At 63.6% G+C, this 18,367-nt stretch carries 14 protein-coding genes and 1 tRNA gene; 5 read left to right on the top strand and 10 right to left on the bottom strand.

Features of this window, described 5'->3' with window-relative positions; genetic code table 11:
* Nucleotides 1–628: 628 nt before the first annotated feature.
* From RZA67_RS14080 to RZA67_RS14100, 5 genes are read right to left on the bottom strand one after another with little or no spacing between them, the layout of a single operon-like run.
* Nucleotides 629–2,410 carry an AAA family ATPase gene (locus RZA67_RS14080; RefSeq protein WP_317213351.1) on the bottom strand — a complete coding sequence of 594 codons (1,782 nt, stop codon included), beginning with the start codon at nucleotides 2,408–2,410 and terminating at the stop codon, nucleotides 629–631.
* 26 nt (nucleotides 2,411–2,436) lie between these two features.
* Nucleotides 2,437–5,070, bottom strand: coding sequence for a DEAD/DEAH box helicase family protein (locus RZA67_RS14085; RefSeq protein ID WP_317213352.1), 2,634 nt, complete (start codon nucleotides 5,068–5,070; stop codon nucleotides 2,437–2,439).
* Between the two features lie 2 nt (nucleotides 5,071–5,072).
* Nucleotides 5,073–6,599 (bottom strand): site-specific DNA-methyltransferase, encoded by a 1,527-nt coding sequence (locus RZA67_RS14090; protein ID WP_317213353.1) that lies wholly within the window; start codon nucleotides 6,597–6,599, stop codon nucleotides 5,073–5,075.
* A gap of 30 nt (nucleotides 6,600–6,629) precedes the next feature.
* Nucleotides 6,630–7,121 (bottom strand): GNAT family N-acetyltransferase, encoded by a 492-nt coding sequence (locus RZA67_RS14095; protein WP_317213354.1) that lies wholly within the window; start codon nucleotides 7,119–7,121, stop codon nucleotides 6,630–6,632.
* A 5-nt stretch (nucleotides 7,122–7,126) separates the two neighbouring features.
* Nucleotides 7,127–7,402: a DUF1778 domain-containing protein gene (locus RZA67_RS14100; RefSeq protein ID WP_317213355.1), complete on the bottom strand. Its 276-nt coding sequence runs from the start codon at nucleotides 7,400–7,402 to the stop codon at nucleotides 7,127–7,129.
* Nucleotides 7,403–7,490: 88 nt separating this feature from the next.
* On the opposite strand from RZA67_RS14100, the gene RZA67_RS14105 reads away from it, so the two are divergent.
* Complete coding sequence (locus RZA67_RS14105; RefSeq protein WP_317213356.1) at nucleotides 7,491–7,736, top strand: hypothetical protein; 246 nt, start codon at nucleotides 7,491–7,493, stop codon at nucleotides 7,734–7,736.
* A gap of 819 nt (nucleotides 7,737–8,555) precedes the next feature.
* Here RZA67_RS14105 and RZA67_RS14110 read toward each other — a convergent pair.
* From RZA67_RS14110 to dtd, 5 genes are all read right to left on the bottom strand, one after another.
* Nucleotides 8,556–9,380, bottom strand: a complete 825-nt coding sequence (locus RZA67_RS14110; RefSeq protein ID WP_317213357.1) for a site-specific integrase — start codon at nucleotides 9,378–9,380, stop codon at nucleotides 8,556–8,558.
* An 86-nt stretch (nucleotides 9,381–9,466) separates the two neighbouring features.
* Nucleotides 9,467–9,542, bottom strand: a tRNA-Ile gene (locus RZA67_RS14115).
* Between the two features lie 102 nt (nucleotides 9,543–9,644).
* Nucleotides 9,645–11,048, bottom strand: coding sequence for a type II toxin-antitoxin system HipA family toxin YjjJ (gene yjjJ / locus RZA67_RS14120; RefSeq protein WP_317213358.1), 1,404 nt, complete (start codon nucleotides 11,046–11,048; stop codon nucleotides 9,645–9,647).
* A 238-nt stretch (nucleotides 11,049–11,286) separates the two neighbouring features.
* Nucleotides 11,287–13,140, bottom strand: coding sequence for an RNA polymerase sigma factor RpoD (gene rpoD, locus RZA67_RS14125; RefSeq protein ID WP_317213359.1), 1,854 nt, complete (start codon nucleotides 13,138–13,140; stop codon nucleotides 11,287–11,289).
* Nucleotides 13,141–13,232: 92 nt separating this feature from the next.
* Nucleotides 13,233–13,673 (bottom strand): D-aminoacyl-tRNA deacylase, encoded by a 441-nt coding sequence (gene dtd / locus RZA67_RS14130; protein WP_317213360.1) that lies wholly within the window; start codon nucleotides 13,671–13,673, stop codon nucleotides 13,233–13,235.
* 19 nt (nucleotides 13,674–13,692) lie between these two features.
* On the opposite strand from dtd, the gene RZA67_RS14135 reads away from it, so the two are divergent.
* From RZA67_RS14135 to RZA67_RS14150, 4 genes are all read left to right on the top strand, one after another.
* Nucleotides 13,693–14,682, top strand: coding sequence for a lauroyl acyltransferase (locus RZA67_RS14135; protein WP_317213361.1), 990 nt, complete (start codon nucleotides 13,693–13,695; stop codon nucleotides 14,680–14,682).
* 51 nt (nucleotides 14,683–14,733) lie between these two features.
* Entirely contained in the window at nucleotides 14,734–15,873 is a 1,140-nt protein-coding gene (gene ribA, locus RZA67_RS14140; protein ID WP_317213362.1) for a GTP cyclohydrolase II RibA, read from the top strand.
* A 97-nt stretch (nucleotides 15,874–15,970) separates the two neighbouring features.
* Nucleotides 15,971–16,468, top strand: a complete 498-nt coding sequence (locus RZA67_RS14145; RefSeq protein WP_317213363.1) for a PH domain-containing protein — start codon at nucleotides 15,971–15,973, stop codon at nucleotides 16,466–16,468.
* Nucleotides 16,465–18,024 carry a PH domain-containing protein gene (locus RZA67_RS14150; protein ID WP_317213364.1) on the top strand — a complete coding sequence of 520 codons (1,560 nt, stop codon included), beginning with the start codon at nucleotides 16,465–16,467 and terminating at the stop codon, nucleotides 18,022–18,024. The genes RZA67_RS14145 and RZA67_RS14150 overlap by 4 nt, the downstream gene beginning before the upstream one ends.
* The last annotated feature ends 343 nt before the right edge of the window (nucleotides 18,025–18,367 follow it).

Consider the following 18,367-nt stretch of genomic DNA (forward strand, 5'->3'; position numbering starts at 1 on the left):
GCAAAGCGGCTCATGAGTGTCTACGGAAGTCTGGCCGGTCCAGCCTCCGAAGTGGTGCTTTGGCAGCATGGCCTGCGCCATCAGCGATGACGACGTCCACAGCCCTTACGCGCACACATACCTTGGCTGCAAGCGCTGGCAGGTGCCCGCAAGGTGCTGGCAACCGACTCAAAGCCCGTCCGCATTGCTCCGCCGTGCGGACATCATCTCGCTTTTCTTCTGATCGTGTATCGTCTGAAGCGGCCAACTTATGGTGCTTTGGGACAGAGCGATCGCCAAAAGCTACTCGGTTGGTGGGCCCACCAGGATTCGAACCTGGAACCAAGGGATTATGAGTTGCCAATCAAATCAGTAAGTTACTGATTCTGAAGCGAAGTATAGCGCAGCCCAGAAAAGAGCAAAGAACTTTCGAATCAGCAACTTGGCGCAGTTTGGCGAAGACACCCGGAACTGATGAGTGTACCGCTGGTGTACCGCGTCGACACGACTTCAATCGGCTTCCAGCACCTGCGGCAGGTAGATGCGCCGCAACGGCAGCAGGCCCTTGTGGCGCATCCATAAATTCACGCTTGGCAGTAGACGAACATCTATCGGTTGGCGCCGCACGGAAGGGGATCCCGGCTGGAGGTCATGCCGCTTCTTCCTGAAGCTCGCTAGGTATCTCGACAAGCCAATTCACTAAAGCGCGAACCCCTACCGAATCGGCGCAGGCAATGTCCACGCCGTCATTTTCGATATTGATCTGGCAAGTGAGCCAAGCGCTCTCGCTCTTATCCTCAAGACCGACGTGAGGTTCGATGGCCCCTTTACTCCAAAGCCAAATGGACTGCTCGCGCAGCTTCACCACCAGCGCATCGATGTGAGGGGTGGCTATTGCCTGCTCCGCGAGCAACTCGAAAGCCTTGGACGCCGGCCCCTGCACCCCCTTCTTCGGAAGACCACCTTCATCCAAAGTGATCAGGCCATCATCAGCCAGGCCTTGGAGAAGTGCCTTGCACGCAGAAACGTCGGGGTCGTCTGCCGTCAGGAATCCGTGCTTCTCTGCGTGCCGGAAAGCGTAGTCGAGATCCACGATCGCACACGCTGGCAAACCCAGCGCCGCAAGAACCTCCATCGACTTCTTCGTATCCGATACGCCGCTCATGGGCACTATCGCGAGAGATGATTGCCCCAGTGTTTTTCCAGCGACCGCTTGAAAGAGGCTAGGCAGCAGGCGGAGCTCGGTCTTACCCTCAGTCAGCACAACCTTGTCGGCAAACAGCACCTGCGATGAGTTGGTCAGACTGAAGATCTGATGCAACTGGTGCGTGGGGTTAGCGACAAGCCCTTCGACCACCGACAGCAGCCTTGGCCGGGCTTTCGTCCCATGCGGGTGCTTCTTCGTCATCAACAACGCGTTCTTCGCGTCCTTCGCGAGGATCATCTGGGCGGAATGCGTGGAGAACACCACTTGGTAGCCGGCCTGGGACAAGGCTCGTAGCGCTTCGCGAACCTGTTCGACAGCGAACGGGTGCATGAAGAGCTCGGGCTCATCGACTAGCAGCAGGGTCACGCCTCCAGCTACGGCCGCTCCACGCTTCAGATCCGCTAGATGACGAACCATCGCCATTTGAACGGCGCGCTGCGCGCCATGGCCGTAGGAGCCGAACGTCCTACCTCGTCCATCTCCCTCATAGACTCGAACCGTGCCGGCCTTGATCAGGTCGTTGAATAGAGGGACGGGGAAATCGAGCTTGATGCGAATCCCTGGAAAGAGGTCAGCGATCTTCCCGTTGATGGAATCATCGATCCTTCCTAGCTCATCGAATCGCGCTTCGCCCTCTGCGGACACCATCCCGAAGATGGCCGACAAGTGAGGCGTAAGGTCTGCTTCGTGACGCTCTTGGATGGCCACAAGCATGTTGGCCAGCAGTTTTCCAATCGTCGTAGTGGTCTTTGCCTTGCTCGCGTCTTCTTCCGCGTTCTCCATCGCCCCAATGCGGATGGGATCAGGGAAGAGGCCTGTTATCGCGTTATCAATACCTGCAGGATTAGGAGCCCACTCCCCCGTGTCTGGGTCCGCCACGAGAAGAGTCGTGTCTCCGCCCGGCACCTGCTGTTCTCGACGCACCATCAGCACGCCATCCCGAACGCTCGGCTCGATCTTCGCCCGGTGCTTCGGATCGAGCGTGGCTAGGTCATCTTCAGTGATGCCAGTCATGCAGCCAGTCACCGTTACAGGCAGCGCTGGGTCATGGAAATCTTCCACGCCCAACTTGGCCTTGCGCACCAGCCACTGAAGCGCGGTCAAGCAGTTGCTCTTGCCGCAATTGTTCAGGCCCACCAGAGGCGTAAAGTTCGTGAGTTCGAGCGTTGTGGATACGCACGAGCGGTAGTTCTCAACGTCCAGTTGCGATATGTAGACAGCCATTCCTTTGCTCCCCCTGTTTAAGAAAATTACGCGATAGCAGCCTTGATCTGCTCGGTGACGCTGTTCCCCTGGCTATCGATCTTCTGCGCCATGAGGTAGATGCCCTTCCCCTTGCTGCGCTCGGCCCACAGCGCACCGATGAGGCGCTTCTCCTTCTCTTGGTCTGCCGTAAACCGGTCGCCACCCTTGTATTCGACGACCAGCAGCCGTCCATCGGTGAGCTTGGCCACGAAGTCCGGGTAGGTCCGGTTCTTCGAGGTCGGCATCCAGAACTGCGTCTTGTTGACCAGGTTGCGCACCCAGAACGCCACCTCATCGAGCATGTCGATGGCTTGGGCACACAAGAACTCCTCACCCACCGTGCCCTTGGGAGTCTTCCAGTAAAGGTCCCCCGGCAACGGGTAGTAGTGCTTCTTAAAGCGGTAAGGCCCCTGGTAGTAGTAATTCGCCGGGTAAGCGGTCATGTCTGCCGGATACGTGAACCCGTGATCGGGGCCGTCTCCAACCACCACCTCGAGCCCACCCTCGAACAACGCCTGCTGGAAGCCCTGCTTGAAGGCCGCTTCCTTCGCCGCGGCGAGCTGCTCAGCCAGCTTGCGGCGGAGCACGAACTGGCCCTTGAGCAACTGACCCAGAGAGAAGCCCCGCTCCAGCAGGCCATCGACGGACCGTCGAAGCCATTCGCGAAGCACCGGCTGGGCGATGGTGTGGTCGCGCACCTCGCGGTCCAGCCAGCCAATGAGGTCAGCAGCAGTGCGATCCTGCGCGAAGCCCGGGAGATAGGTGGCCACGTCGTCCTTCACCAGGTGGTAGCTCACGCCCTGCCCGTCGAGGTCCACCTCGAAGGTTTTGCTGTCGTCATTGAAGCGGAAGCTGGAGAGGTCCGGTGGGCTGGCGAGCAAGTCCCACTTGAAGTCGGCCGTGACGACGCCGCGATCGATGAACTCCAACTCGCCCTGCTCGACTGAGCACAGACGGGGCACGGTGAACACGAGGCCATGCTCGCTGGGCGCTTTCGCGGCGACCGCGACGTTGTTGTGTTGGCGGAGCTTCTCCAGCGCGTCCTCGCGCTCCTTCTTCGGCGCAACTTCCGCTACCGCTTCCTGCGTGGCCTCGTCCACCTCGCCAGTGATTTCCACGACCCCGCCGTCGCTGCCCTCGTTGGGGGTAAACACAACGCGCTCGTGGTCGCCTTGCGGGGCGTTGCTCAAGTCCGGGGCATGCTGGACCGCCAAGCGCAGAACGGGGGTAGGGATGGCCTGGTACTCACCACCCTTCAGATCCAGGTCACCGACCGGCTCAAGGTCGCGTCGCATGCCTGCGGCGGCTTCCAGCGGGTTGAAGCCGATGCTGACCAAGGCATCCGTGAGCTCGCCTGCCGCGGCGCCGAAGCTCTCAGTGGTGACGTGGGCATAGGCCTTACTCATGGCCTCCTGCTTTCGAGCGGTGGCATAGGGCATGCGCAGCACGCGGCCCAGCAACTGTTGAATGTCCTTGTCACTCTTGACCTGAGCGACTGAGCAGAAGACGTAGGCGAAGGAGCAGTCCCAGCCTTCCTTCAACGCCTGCTTGGTGATGATGATTTCAGTAGGGCAATCCTTGGCGAACAGATCTACTCCATCGATGCCCCGCTGGTCGCCGGTGGCGATGGCGATCGAGGACTCGGGCACCTTGTCGACCTCGAGCAGGTGGCGCTTGACCTCCTCCACCGTGGCCGTGCCCTTCGCGTTTTCCGCTTGGATGAGCAAGATAGGGCGGATGTAGTCGGGTTCGTCCAGTGCCACCTTCGACAGCGCTTTGCGGCGTGCCACCGAGCTGCTGACGGCCATTTCCCACTGCCCCGAGTGCTCCTTGAGAACCACGGGGAACTTGATCATCTTTTCGTCCTTGAGCTCGAACGCGGACACGCTCACCAAGACGTTGGAGCTCTTCACGTCCGGGGTGGCGGTCAGCTCGACGACCGCACGGGGCGCAAGACGTTCGTAGACTTCATAGGAGAGCTTGGTCGTAGCGTTATGCGCTTCATCCATGATAACCAACGGCCCGTGTAGCTTGAGCAGGTTGGCGAACGACGCCATCGCCTTGCCGTTGTCACCGCGGTCCAGGTAGTCGAGGTCAACGGTCGAACCCGCGAAGTGCGGCTCGAGGTCTTCGTGGTGGTCGTAGACCTTGCGGCCTTCCTTGTCGGTGACGCGAAGGGCGGCCACCGTGCCGATGATGAGGCACACCTTGGTGCCGACATCAGCCACGCGAATCTGCGCGAAGTCGGCCACGTCGAATATGGCCACTTGCCCACCGAAGGTCTCATCGAGCTCTTGGCGATACGGGTGCCGAGGGTTGCGGAATGCCTCCAGCGTCTGGTTCTTGATCTGGGTGCTGGGCACCATCCAAAGCACCAGCGGGAACTGGCGCTCCAAGATGGTCTGGCCCGCCGCCTTGATGATGTGCGCGCCCATCACGGTCTTGCCACCCCCGGTCGGGATGCGCAAGCAGACGTAGGGCACGTCAGGCTGGCCCGGCATGGGCTTGTAGTCGGTGATCAACCCCTTGGCGACGTTGTCCTCAAACGCTTGCTTAGCGCCATTCAGGCGCGCGTCGTCGAGGTAAGCGTGTAGGCTGGCCAGTGCACGTGCTTGGTAGATCTTCAGCGAGAGCGCCATAGTCAGCGAGCCTTGATGTCGTAGGGGGTCTGCTTGAAGACGATTTCAAGCTCGCGCAGCTGTTCCGTGGGCAGCGCGCAGGCCTCCCCATAGATGACCTTCGGGCCTTCGAACTTGGGCAGTTTGCGAAGCAGCGCGCGGGTCAGCACGTTGCCACCCGCCTTCGTGACATCACCAAGAATCCCGTTGAACAGCAGGTAGTAGCCCACTCCTTCGTGCTCGCCGAGGAACGCTTCCCTAGCGGCACGGGTCGAGCGAGCCGATCCGGTTTCGGCGAACCAGACGTGGGCGGCGAGCTGCTCGAACTTGATGCTCTCGCGGATGTGACCATCTTCGTCGAAGACTGAAACTCCAAGCTTGTAGAAGCGAAAACCACCTCCACCTTGCCAACCGATGTCGGGGGATATCCCTCCCTTCTCGCCCTCGACAACCTTCGTGAGGCGGGTCTGGCAATAAGTCCTCGCGTGTTCCCCCTCCTCCACACCGATCCAGCGACGCTTCATCTTGTGCGCAACTGCTGCGGTCGTTCCAGAGCCTAGGAAGCTATCCAAGACAAGATCCCCTTCGTTCGACCCAATTTCGAGGATCATTCGCACCAGCTGCTCCGGCTTTGGGGTGGAGAAAGGCTCCATGTCAGGAAACAAAGCAAGCATCTCCTTCTTCGCATCCTGATTGCTGCCTGCGAACTGGTGAGTCCACCACGTATCCGGAACGACGCCGTCGTTGCCTTCACTCAAAAACACCTTCTCACGCGGGCGGCTTGTGCCCGTCTTGCCGAACCAGAGGCGATTGTCGGCAATCATTTCGGCAGTTCGATCAGGCAGCCCGTTCCAATGGCGGCCCGCCGGAGGACCGATGGAACCACCACCAGGAAGTTCGATATCGTAGCGATAGGCAGCACGCCTCTCCGCATTCTCTGATGGAACCGAATACGCGACACTCGTCCAGACTCCGCGAGGATCGTTGTCGACATTCTTGTAGGAGTCCAAGTTCCCTTGAGTTCTAGGAACGAGGTTTCGCGACCACTTATCCTTCTTCTTCGCATACACGAAGAGATGATCGTGACTTACAGAAATCTGCGCCTTGTTCTTCTTCGCGAAAACCTTTTGCCATGCGACTTCGGTAACGAAGTTCGATCGACCGAAAACTTCATCAGCGATCACCTTGAAGTAATGCGCTTCATGATCATCGAGCGTGACCCACATTGACCCATCCTCAGCGAGAAGGTCTCTGAGCAGCTCAAGCCTTGGATACATCATCGACAGCCACTTCGAATGCTCGAGGTTGTCGTCGTAGTGCTCGAATGCACTCCTGGTGTTATAGGGCGGGTCGATGAAAATGCACTTCACCTGCCCCGCGTAGTAGGGCAACAACGCCTTCAATGCATCGAGGTTGTCCCCCTCGATGAGCATGTTCGGAGAGTCTTCTTCGCCATAGGAAAGCTTGGCGACCGGCTCAAGAAGCCGGTATGGGGTCAGGGCGGCGCGGGTGAGATCAGCGTCGCGATTGAACCAAGACAGCAAAGGCATGAAGCAATTCCCCAAAGGCAGGAGCCCAGCTCAAGAGCCAGAAATTGTTAGGTAGAGACTCATCGAGTTGAGTGAGGTCAACCGAAATCCATAGGTCATATAGAAACGCGCAGCCGCCTCGTCTTTGGCATCCACGATCAACACACGCACGCCAAGCGTCTGACGCGCAGCCAAGGCAACATTCACCGCGTGCCCGACCAGCAGTTGGCCGTAACCTCGTCCTTGCGCATTGGCGCTGACAGCCAGACGCCCCATCCGGATTGCCGGGACAGGGTAGGCGGGGAGGCGCGCGCGATCGCCGGGGTTGAGGTCTTCGAACTGCAGTTGAGCCGCTGACAAGGCGCAATAGCCGAGCACCGAGGCCGGCTCGCCGTCATCAATGAGCACATGGGTGGTAGCGATGCCGTCCCTGTGGTGCTGGCTCGGCCGCTTCCGCAGGTAATCGTCCAGCACCGGAACGCCGCAGGTGAATGCGTCTCTATCGTGCAGCCGCTTGTCCAGCAGCGCAAAGCACAGGGCCATGGACCTCAGCGCCGACCAGAGAGTCGGCCGGCACTGTCCATCGCCTTCTTCAGACGATCGTTGGGCTGGAAAGGCGCATCCAGAGCCGCGAGGAAATGGCGCGACTCCGCCGGAGACAGCGCAGCTGTCGTATCGGCCGCGATGGCAGTATCCGCTTCGCGCAGCACTGCGCTGCGGACGAACGCCGACACCGCCATGCCGCGCAGAGCGGCGGCGCGGGCGATTCGATCCTTGTCCCGAGCGTCGATGCGAAGATCGAGACGGGCTGCTGCGTTGGCCATGAGCGCTCTCCTTTTGTACGGAAATATACCGTACGGTGCGCTCGCGCGCCAGCGGTACGCTGTAGGCCCAGACCGGCGGAGATCTCTCATGGCTATCGAGCAATCAGCTGACAATGACAAGCCGGATCTGAGCGATCGCCTGTGGCAGGACTTGCTTGTGGAAGTTCAGAAGGACCCCGGCGAAGCGGCGAGAGCACACCTCCAAGCGGGCAGACCGATCTACTACAGCGAAGACGATACTCCAGAAGGACTCCTGATCAAGAAGTACCCTGACGGACGGAAGGAGCTGGTCAAGTTGACGTCCGCGCGCGAAGAGATCATCAGGACGCTCTAGCACCATGACACAAAGTCGCGTGCCCACGTCTTGGTTCAGCGAACTGCTTTTGACATCACGGCATGCAGCTCCGTCTGCAGAATCCGGAAGTCACCCATCATCCGCTCAACATCAACCGGCTTTGCGCCCCGCCCCCGTCGATCTACGAGCCAAAGCTTCAGCAGCCCTGTGATGCGGCCGAGATCGCCATTGATCCTCCCCCATCTCGATGACAGCCTTCAGATCGAGCACGGACCGGACTGGATGGTTCAAACCGGCTGCGCGCATGTACGCGGCCTGCGCCAGTCCTGTCACCGCCGAACGGTCAGCAATCTCAGCGCGCTACCCAAAACTTGACGGGCTTGCCGCGGGGCCGCGTGCTCGTGGGGCGAGGAACTTCTCTGTTCTCGTTCATGCCAACTCAATCTCTTCATGTGGTAACCGCCTCTCGGGTCTTTCCAACAGCTGCTTAACTACCGATTGCACGTGCTGCGAATCGTGCTGCAACTGCCTACACATCCTGGTGTTCGCTTCTGTCGCGGCAGCGACCGCCAGCCTCGCAGAGCAAGATGCCGTCGAGCCATGGGCGAGTGAGGGCCAGGTGGTGAACCGGGATGCGCGAAGCGCGTACCGGTACAACACACATCTTGCCGTCTGTGGTTCTGCGAGCTTTTGCGTACAGAGACCCTGCCGAGTGCGAAACAATGCAAGCGAGCGCGAAACAACGCGAACTCTGCTTCCGAGTGCGAACTTGCGCGAAGCAATGCGAACGAATGCGACATTGTGCGAAACCGGCCATAGCGGCAGCCCAGGAACTGCGGCCACATCAGCGCTGGCAGGTCACCCCGGCTCGCCAAAGAAGACAAGATCACTGTCGATCGGTCGTAACGGGTTGCCCATCGCCGCCTTGAGCACGCGTGCGGCAGCAAGGCTCAAGGGTACCGTCCTTGAACTTCCATTCTTGGTCTGGCTTAGACGCACAACTCGACGCTCCAAATCGATCTGACTCCGCTGCAAACCGATAATCTCCGAAGAGCGCATTGCCGTTTCAAGTGCGAGACGCACGATCCAGCCAAGCATCGGATTCGAATGCGCATCCACCGCGCTAAGCAGTGTTTGCTCATCTCCTTGCGTCAGCCGTCGACCACGGCCTGCACCAGGTGGCGGGCGGCGTATCGCCTGCACGGGATTGAAGACCAGCCCAAGGCCCCATTCCTTCAGCGCCACGCTGAACATGTGGCCGAGCAAGGCAAGTTCTAGGCGAACTGTATTGTTGCTACGAGGCGTACGTTTGCCATCAGCGCCAACATCCCCGGCCAATCGCTCGTCCCGGAAGCGGGCGACAATCTCGGGTGTCAGCGCTGCCAGCGAGTAGCGCCCAAGATGCGCGATCAGCAACTCGCCCCGCCTACATTCGTTGATCTGTGTGACCGGCCGCTTGCCCGGCGTTACTTCAGCCAGATAGCGCCGCATCGCAACCTCCAACGTCATCCGTTCGGAAGGCGCCCGATGGATGTAGACGCCGCGCACCATCTCATCCTCAGTGCGCCGCGCCCAATCCAGCGCATCCCGCCGAGTGCGAAACGTCTTGATTGTCGAGGGCCATCCGGTCTTCCGGACGACAGCTTTCCACGTGCCAGCGGCTGTCTTTACGAGCGTCGCCATAAGGTCTCCTGATCCGGCGCTGTACCGGAAATGTACCTTTGGTCGATCTCGCGCATTGCGACACCGCTGCAAACCATTGATTTATATGGTGGGCCCACCAGGATTCGAACCTGGAACCAAGGGATTATGAGTCCCCTGCTCTAACCGTTGAGCTATAGGCCCGCTCAGCTGAACAGTGTAGTGGAGCACGCCCCGCAGCGGCTACTGCTGCACGCAACGACGCAGCCCTCGGCGATGTCACGCGCCCACGCCATCCGCCCCGCATCACCCGCCAAAACGCCCGCCCAGTTCCCGCACCCGCTGTGCATTGACGCCAGCCAGCTGCTTCAACGAGGCCGAGCGCACACGTGCATCACCCGCCACTGCGTCCCAGAAGGCGGCCGCAAGCGGCGCGGCCCAGCGCAGGTGCTCGAGCTCGCCACTGCCACGCGGCGCCACCAGCGGCAGCGGCGCGTCGGCACGCAGAACGCCGAGCCGGGAGGGCGCCAGCGACATCGGCAACATGTCATACACCGGCGCCAGCGGCAGCGTGCCGTGGTCGCGGAAATGGAAACCGATGTTGCCCTGGTGCATGTCGGTGTTGCCGATCAGTCGACCAAAGGCGTGCACGCGGCCGATGCCGGTCACGCTGTCGGCGTCCAGCCACCGCTGCGCCTGCAGCGCTGCCGCAGCGCGCGTCCAGTCCGCATCGGCGTGGCCGGTGAACGCGGCGCTCAGCGACAGCATCGAGACGAAGCCACGCCTGCCCAATGTGTCGGGGGTGCGGTCGAAGCGCTCCACTTCCAGAAAGGTGTAAGTCGGGGTCTGCAGCAGTTCGCTGCGGGCGGCCGCCATACCCGCCTCAGCCAGCACGCCCAGGGCGAGGTGCTCGCAGACCAGCAGGTCGCTCCAGCGCTGCGCAGCGTCACCCGCATCGGCACGCGCGAACTTCACCAGTACGGCGCGCCGCCCGCAGTCGGCCTCGACGGTGGCGGTGAACTTGGGTTGCTCGCCCCCCGGAGAGGACCCCACCTCTTCGCCTTGCAGCGCGGCTTCGGCGCGGTCCGGATAGACGGCGATGCGCCGGTCTGCCTGCACACGGTCGGTTGGCTGTTGCAGGCCGTCCAGCGCGCGTTCCACGGCGGCACTGCCGAGCAGCAGATCACCGGCCTCGGTACCGCCGGCGTTGACCAGCGCCATCAAAACGTCGTCCTGCTGCCAGTGCGCGAGGTCGGCGGGCAGGCCCAGCCGCTGGCCCGCGCCATGTGCGAACGTGCGGCCAAGAAAGCCCTGCGGGCGCAGGTCATCGAGGAACCAGGGCAGACCGGGAAAGAAACCCTCCACCTGGCCGTCCGCTGCGCGACGCAGATTCTGGCGCTCACGCGCGGTCTCCAGGTAGAACGTGTCGCCGGCCAGCGCGATCACCTGGCCGAGCTCTTCAAGGGTGGCGTCCTCGCGCAGCCGGTACAGCGGCCATTCGCTGCCGGCGCGGGTGAGCCGGCGCAGCGCGTAGGCGGTGGCGCGGGTATGCCCCAGGCGGACCACCTGCGGCCCTGCAGCGGCCACCAACCGGCTCAGCGCCATGCGGTTGACGCCCAGACGCTCAGCCAAGGCGGCGGCGGCCTGCGGCTGCCCGGCGGGCAGGTTTGCGATCAGATCAGCGGGCTGGCGATGAGGGGGGCGCGCCATGGCGCAGGCATCCATATTCTGTTACGTAATCCGATCATATATCATACAAGATGCTGGCGCACTCTGATCATAAGTGCATGTTTTTAAACATAGATCAGAATCGCCGGGTTCAGATTGCCCAGCGTCCATGTTACGTAATAGTTACAAATAACCCACCCGGCCTGCAGGTGTTATTCCCGCGCCCAAAGAAAAACCCCGCCGGGGCGGGGTTCTCCTGTTGCGTCAGCAGTGCCGGCTATCAGTCGATATCCAGGAAGCTGCGCAGCTGTTCCGAACGGCTCGGGTGGCGCAGCTTGCGCAGCGCCTTGGCTTCGATCTGGCGGATGCGTTCGCGGGTCACGTCGAACTGCTTGCCGACCTCTTCCAGCGTGTGATCGGTATTCATGTCGATGCCGAAGCGCATGCGCAGCACCTTGGCTTCCCTCGGGGTGAGGCCAGCCAGCACATCACGCACGGTTTCCGACAGGTTGATATTGGTGGTGTTCTCGATCGGGGACTCCACGTTGGTGTCCTCGATGAAGTCGCCCAGATGCGAGTCCTCGTCGTCGCCGATCGGGGTCTCCATCGAGATCGGCTCCTTGGCGATCTTCATCACCTTGCGGATCTTGTCTTCCGGCATGTCCATTTCCTTGGCCAGCTCCTCCGGCGTGGCCTCGCGGCCGTACTGCTGGAGCATCTGACGGGAAATGCGGTTCAACTTGTTGATCGTCTCGATCATGTGCACCGGAATACGGATGGTGCGGGCCTGGTCGGCGATCGAACGGGTGATCGCCTGGCGGATCCACCAGGTGGCATAGGTCGAGAACTTGTAACCGCGGCGGTATTCGAACTTGTCGACGGCCTTCATCAGGCCGATATTGCCTTCCTGGATCAGATCCAGGAACTGCAGGCCGCGGTTGGTGTACTTCTTGGCGATGGAGATCACCAGACGCAGGTTGGCCTCGACCATCTCCTTCTTGGCCTTGCGGGCCTTGGCTTCGCCGTAGGCCATGGCGCGGCTGATTTCCTTCAGCTCGTCCAGGTCAAGCGCGGTGGCCTTCTCGATATCGATGGTGGCCTGCTGCTCGGCGATGATCTGGTCCTTCACATCGCGCAGGGCCGAGGACCACTTCTGCTTGCGCTTCAGTGCATCTTCCACCCATTCCAGGTTGGTCTGGTTGCCTTCCCACGAACGGATGAAGTCCTTGCGCGGCATGCGGGCGGTCACGGTCGCCAGGTTCAGCACACGGCGTTCGTGCGACTTGATCTGGGCCATGGTGTCGCGCAGCTGCTTGGTCAGCACGTCGGTCAGCGGCAGCGGCAGCTTCAGGGTGACGAACACCGCCGAAATCTCTTCGCGCAGCTTGCCGAGGTTCTTCTTGTCACCCTTGGCAGCGGCCTTCTTGAACGCGTCGTAGGCATCGGCCAGCTGCTGCATGCGCGCAGCCACTTCTTCCGGATCCGGACCGGTCGGTGCCGCTTCTTCCTCGTCGCCGTCGACATCATCGTCGTCGTCTTCGTCAGCGTCGCTGTCGTCGCTGCTGTCGTCGGCCACCACGGCCGCCGGCGGGGCGGGTTCTTCGTCAGCGAGGTCGTTGAAGCCCACGATCACTTCGGCCAGGCGCTTCTTGCCTTCCTTGTGTGCTTCGTAGTCTTCCAGCAGCGAAAGCACCGAGACCGGGAACAGGCCGAGTGCGGCCTGGACCTGGCCCAGACCTTCTTCGATGCGCTTGGCGATGGCGATTTCGCCTTCGCGGGTCAGCAGCTCCACCGTGCCCATCTCGCGCATGTACATGCGCACCGGGTCGGTCGTGCGGCCACCTTCGGTATCCAGGGCTGTCAGCGCAGCAGCGGCTTCTTCAGCGGCGGTGTCATCCACCTCGCGGTTGCCGGTATTGCCGTCGTTGAGCAGCAGGGTTTCTGCATCCGGTGCAACTTCATGGACGTCAATGCCCATGCCGTTGATCATGCCGATGATGTCTTCGATCTGCTCCGGGTCGACCATGTCGTCCGGCAGGTGGTCATTGACTTCGGCGTAGGTCAGGTAGCCCTGTTCCAGGCCCTTGCTGATCAGTTGCTTGATTTCGGATTGGGCAGGACGTTCGTTGGCCATGTAGTGCTCGCGCCACCGGCTGGGGGATGAAATGGGAACGTAGCATTATACCAGCCTGGCGCCCTCCTTGCCCGGGACGGTGGTTCCCGGGGTCAGGGCCTGAGCAGAAAGGTCACCGGACCATCATTGACCAGGCTGACAACCATATGGGCACCGAAGCGGCCCGTTTCCACCCCGCTGACGTGTTTTTCGCGGCAGATCTCCACAAAACGGTTGAACCCGCGTTCAGCCTCGTCCGGCGGAGCGGCGCTGGTGAAGCTCGGCCGCATGCCTGAGCGGGTATCGGCGGCCAGCGTGAACTGGCTGACCAGCAACAGTCCGCCGCCAGTGTCGCGCAGCGAGCGGTTCATTTTCCCGGCGTCATCAGCGAACACGCGGTAGCCGAGCAGGCGGTCGGCCATGCGCTGCAGCTGCGCGTCGGTGTCGCCCGGCTCCATCCCGACCAGTGCCAGCAGGCCGGCGTCGATGCGGCCAACGCACGCTCCCTCCACCTCGACCGACGCCTGGCTTACACGTTGAATCAGAACAAGCATGGAAACTCCTGGGTAAAACATGGGGCCCGCACTTGGGCAGCGCGGACAGGGGCTGCCGAGCGCGGCCCCGGCGGCTAGACTGATGCCGATGAATCCGCAACGCAAAGCCCAGCTCGCCTACCGCGGCGCCGCCCTGCTGACCCGCCTGCCCTGGCCGCTGCTGCGGGGCCTGGCCCATGCTTTGTCCTGGCTGTGGATACGCGCCAATGCGCGCGAGAGCCGGGTGACCCGGCGCAACCTGGAGCTGGCCTACCCCGAACTGGATACGGCCGCGCGAGCGACGCTGCACCGCGAGGTGCTGTTCTCCACCGCGCTGCAGGCGCTGGAAACCCTGCGGCTATGGACCCGTCCGCCGGCCCGCAACCTGCAGCAGCATCTGCAGGTCCGCCACGGTGAGGCGCTGTATGACGCCGCGCTGGCCTCGGGCAAGGGGGTCATCATTGCCGCGCCGCACTTTGGCAACTGGGAACTGCTCAACCAGTGGCTGGCCTCGCGCGGACCGATCTCCATCGTCTACAAGCCGCCGGAGGATGAGGCCGGCGATGCTTTCCTGCAGCTGGTGCGCGGGGGCCACAACGTGCAGCAGGTGCGCGCCGAGGGCGCAGCGGTGCGTCAGCTGTTCAAGGTGCTCAAGGACGGCGGTGCCACCGGCATCCTGCCCGACCAGCAGCCCAAGGCCGGCGACGGGGTGTTCGTGCCGTTCTTCGGCATGCAGGCGCTGACCATGACCCTGGTGAACCGGCTGGCCGAGCGCACCGGCGCCACCGTCCTGTATGGCTGGTGCGAACGGATCGGGCCGGACATGCAGTTCGCCCTGCACATCCAGGCCAGCGACCCGGCCGTGGCCGACCCCGACCCGCTGGTTGGTGTGGCCGCGCTCAATGCGGGCATCGAAGCCATTGCCCGCCGCGACCCGGCGCAGTACCAGTGGACCTACAAGCGCTTCAGCCTGCGCCCGCCCGGCAGTGGCGAACATGACCCCTACGCCACGGCGCGACACCCGCACTGAGCCCCTGCCTCGGTTGAATACGACGGTGACGTCCCCATAGTGAACCCCACGATGCCTGCCTCCCCCGGTGCTGCCATGTCTGCTGCTGATTCAACCCTGTTCGGTGACCCGGCGGCGATCCGCTGCGAACGCGCGGTCGCCGAACTGCGCGCTGGTCGGCCGGTGGTGATCAGCGGGGCCGGGGCGCAGCGGCTGGCGGTGATCGCGCTGGACAGCGCCACCGCGCGCAGCTTCGATGCCTTTGCCGCGCTGGCCGGTGGCCGCCATTACCTCTACCTCACCAGTGTGCGCGCCCGCGTGCTCGGCGTGGAGGCCGACGCGGGCGCGCGACTGCCCCTGGCCGGGGTGGCCTTCGACGCCCTGCCCTCGCTGGGCTACCTGCGCGAACCGGGCCCGATGCCAGCGCATTGGGACAGCGGCGATGCACTGGATACCGGCGCGGTGGAACTGGCCCGGCTGGGCCTGCTGTTGCCGGCCATGGTCGGCCTGGTGCTGGACCCCGACGACCGCCGTTTTGACGGTGCCGCCCAGGTGGCCCTGTGTGACCTGGCCGAGGGCGCCGCGCATGCCGCGCACGATTACGAACTGGTGGCACGCTCACCGGTTCCCCTGCGCGATGTGGGCATGACCACCTTTGCGGTGTTCCGCGGCGGTGTGGCCCAGCGCGACCAGGTCGCCATCATCGTCGGCACCCCCGACCTTTCCGCCGTGGTGCCAGTGCGCGTGCACTCGTCCTGCCTGACCGGCGACCTGTTTGGTTCGCTCAAGTGCGACTGTGGCGACCAGCTGCGCCGTGGCCTGCACAAGCTCAAGGAAATGGGCGGCGGCGTGCTGCTGTACCTGGACCAGGAAGGCCGTGGCACCGGCATTGCCGCCAAGATGCGCGCCTATGGTTACCAGCACGACGGGCTGGACACCATCGACGCCGATGCCCAGCTCGGCTTTGGCGCCGACGAGCGCCGTTACGGCAGTGCCGTGGCCATGCTGCAGGGCCTGGGCATCGCCCGCATCGCGCTGCTCAGCAACAACCCGACCAAGGCCCAGCGCCTGCGCAATGCAGGCATGGACGTGCTGGAGTGCATTCCGGTCACCGGCGACATCACCGATGAGAACGAGCATTACCTGCGCACCAAGGCCGAGCGCGCGGGGCATCTGCTCGATGTCGATGCGTTGATCCAGGCGGCGCAGTAAGGTCTCAGCCCGCGCGGCCGATGGCGGCCACCGGCATGTGCCTGCTAACGTCACAGGGGTCGGCCCATGCAGGGCCGGTGTCTGCCCAGGAGCCTGCGTGAACGCGACCGAACCGCTTTCCCCTTCCGTTGCATGGCAGCCGCTGCCAGCGCGCGCCGCGCGTCTGGATGCGTTGCAGGGGCTGCTGGGCGCCGGGTTGATTCCCGGGGCGCCGCTTGCCGGCGCCTGGTACTTCTTTGGTCTGCCCGGCGGCCCTGCCGCTGCGGCTGCCGTGCTGGCGCTGTGCGCCGTGGCCGGCGCGGTACTGGCCTGGCGCCGCGTACGGCGCACCCGCTGGCGCCTGGATGCCGATGGTCTGGGCCTGCGCCGCGACCTGTGGTGGCAGCAGGAAACGCGCGTGCCGCTGTCCCGTGTGCAGCACCTGGATCTGCGCCGCGGCCCCCTGCAGCGCCAGGCCGGGCTGGCCACGCTGGTGGTGCACACCGCTGGCAGCCGCTTCGCCGCCGTGGTGGTGCCCGGTCTGGACCACACCGATGCCGAACGCCTGCGCGACACGCTGGCGCGCCAGCTTGACCAGGACGCCGACGCGCTGTGAGCACGTCGCCCCCGCCCATCGTGCCGCCGCCGCTCGATCGCGAGGACGACGGCCAGGAGCAACGGCTGCATCCCGGCTCCTGGCTGTTCGTGCTGCTGCAGCAGCTGCGCCAGTTCCTGCTGCCGCTCATCGCCCTGATGGTGTTCGGCCAGCGCGGTGACAGCGCCCCGTTGTGGACGCAGCTCGGTCCGGTCATCGCCATCGTGGTGCTGGTAATGGTCTCGGTACTGCAGTACCTGAGCTACCGCTACCGCCTTGGCGCCGACGCCATCACCATCCGCAGCGGCGTGCTCGCCCGCAACCGCCGCGAGATTCCCTACGCACGCATCCACAACGTGGTGCTGCACCAGACCCTGCTGCACCGTCTGTTCGGCGTAGCCGAGGTGCGCCTGGAATCGGCCGGCGGCAACCAGGCCGAAGCGCAGATGCGTGTGCTGCGCATGTCACAGGCGCTGGCGGTGGAACAGCGGGTGCGCCGGCAGAGCCCACCGGCCCGCGCGGATGCACCCGCGCAGGACGGTCAGCCGCCCCCGTTGCCACAGGCCCAGCCGGAAGCAGGGCGCCTGCTGCTGCGCATGGGCAGCTGGGACGTGGTGAAGCTGGGCCTGTTGTCCAACCGCGGCTGGGTGCTGTTGGCCGCAGGGCTGGGCGCGCTCGCGCAGGTGCTGCCCCGGCATGTGGTGGACCAGGGTTTCGAGGCCGGCGGCCACTACGCCGAAGGCCTGCAGCTGGGCAGTGCCGGACTGGCCCTGCTGGCCGCGGCGGTGCTGCTCGCCGGCTGGCTGGCCCTGCGCGTGCTCTCGGTAATGCTGGCCCTGCTGCGGTACCACAGCTTTGAACTGGTGGAGCAACAGCGGCGACTCACCGTCAGCACCGGCCTGCTCAGCCGCATCCGCAGCAGCGTGGCACACCGGCGCATCCAGGCCTGGACCTTGCGCGAAACGACGCTGCAGCGCTGGGCAGGTGTGCGCCAGCTGCGCATCGACAGCGCGGCCAGCCAGGGCAACGAGGTCAACGAACAACGCGCCCTGCGCGAGCTTGCGCCGCTTGCAACGCCCGACCAATGCGATGCGCTGGTGCATCACCTGCTGCCGGACATGGCGTGGCCGCCTGCGGGCTGGCGCCCGGTAGCGCAGCGCGGTTTCTGGCGGCTGTGCCTGACCAGCCTGGGGTTCACCCCATTGCTGGCCGCGGCACTGTACTGGCGGTTTGGCGGCTGGGGACTGACGGTACTGGGCTGGCTGCCGGTGGCACTGTGGACGGCCCGGCAGCAGATGGCCCGCATCGGCTGGTACAGCGACGCCCGGTACATCGCCGTGCGCGGCGGCTGGTGGCGGCGCTGGTGGCGCTGGGCCGAGCTGGACAAACTGCAGGCCCTGCGCCTGACCCGCAGCCCCCTGGACCGTCTGCTGGGCACCAGCCAGATCTGGCTGGACACCGCCGGCGCACGCAGCGGAGAACCCGCGCTGAGCATGCGTTTCCTGCCCCGGGCCGAAGCCGAAGCCGTGCTGGCCCAGCTGAGCACCGCCCTGGCGCGACGGCAGCTGCGCTGGTGAGGTAAGAGCAGCCACCCAGCGAGCCCAAGCGGCCGCCAAGGCCCGCCCCGCCCTCAAAAACAACAACCAGATCAACAGCGTGACGACCAACGGTCGTCACCTACCAGATCCAGATCCAGATCCAAATCCAGATCCAAATCCAAATCCAAATCCAGATCCAAATCCAGATCCAGGTCCAGATCCAATTCCCAGCCAATCAATTACCAGCGGCAGCACCACCGCATTTCCGACCGTGATCGCGGTGTGTCGGCGGCGGGCCGGTGTGGGTTCGCGGGGGTGTCGAGCGCCATGGATGGCGCGAAACAAGGCACGCAGGACGCAGTTTTTGCCGTCCCCCGCGAAC

Source organism: Stenotrophomonas sp. C3(2023) (assembly GCF_032911385.1).
In the GTDB taxonomy this organism is placed as follows: domain Bacteria; phylum Pseudomonadota; class Gammaproteobacteria; order Xanthomonadales; family Xanthomonadaceae; genus Stenotrophomonas.

What these genes read in the sequence shown, in the direction of transcription:
- RZA67_RS14080 (WP_317213351.1), bottom strand. Translation starts at nt 2,410, where the DNA reads ATGGCTGTCTACATATCGCAACTGGACGTTGAGAACTACCGCTCGTGC.
- RZA67_RS14085 (WP_317213352.1), bottom strand. Translation starts at nt 5,070, where the DNA reads ATGGCGCTCTCGCTGAAGATCTACCAAGCACGTGCACTGGCCAGCCTA.
- RZA67_RS14090 (WP_317213353.1), bottom strand. Translation starts at nt 6,599, where the DNA reads ATGCCTTTGCTGTCTTGGTTCAATCGCGACGCTGATCTCACCCGCGCC.
- RZA67_RS14095 (WP_317213354.1), bottom strand. Translation starts at nt 7,121, where the DNA reads ATGGCCCTGTGCTTTGCGCTGCTGGACAAGCGGCTGCACGATAGAGAC.
- RZA67_RS14100 (WP_317213355.1), bottom strand. Translation starts at nt 7,402, where the DNA reads ATGGCCAACGCAGCAGCCCGTCTCGATCTTCGCATCGACGCTCGGGAC.
- RZA67_RS14105 (WP_317213356.1), top strand. Translation starts at nt 7,491, where the DNA reads ATGGCTATCGAGCAATCAGCTGACAATGACAAGCCGGATCTGAGCGAT.
- RZA67_RS14110 (WP_317213357.1), bottom strand. Translation starts at nt 9,380, where the DNA reads ATGGCGACGCTCGTAAAGACAGCCGCTGGCACGTGGAAAGCTGTCGTC.
- yjjJ (WP_317213358.1), bottom strand. Translation starts at nt 11,048, where the DNA reads ATGGCGCGCCCCCCTCATCGCCAGCCCGCTGATCTGATCGCAAACCTG.
- rpoD (WP_317213359.1), bottom strand. Translation starts at nt 13,140, where the DNA reads ATGGCCAACGAACGTCCTGCCCAATCCGAAATCAAGCAACTGATCAGC.
- dtd (WP_317213360.1), bottom strand. Translation starts at nt 13,673, where the DNA reads ATGCTTGTTCTGATTCAACGTGTAAGCCAGGCGTCGGTCGAGGTGGAG.
- RZA67_RS14135 (WP_317213361.1), top strand. Translation starts at nt 13,693, where the DNA reads ATGGGGCCCGCACTTGGGCAGCGCGGACAGGGGCTGCCGAGCGCGGCC.
- ribA (WP_317213362.1), top strand. Translation starts at nt 14,734, where the DNA reads ATGCCTGCCTCCCCCGGTGCTGCCATGTCTGCTGCTGATTCAACCCTG.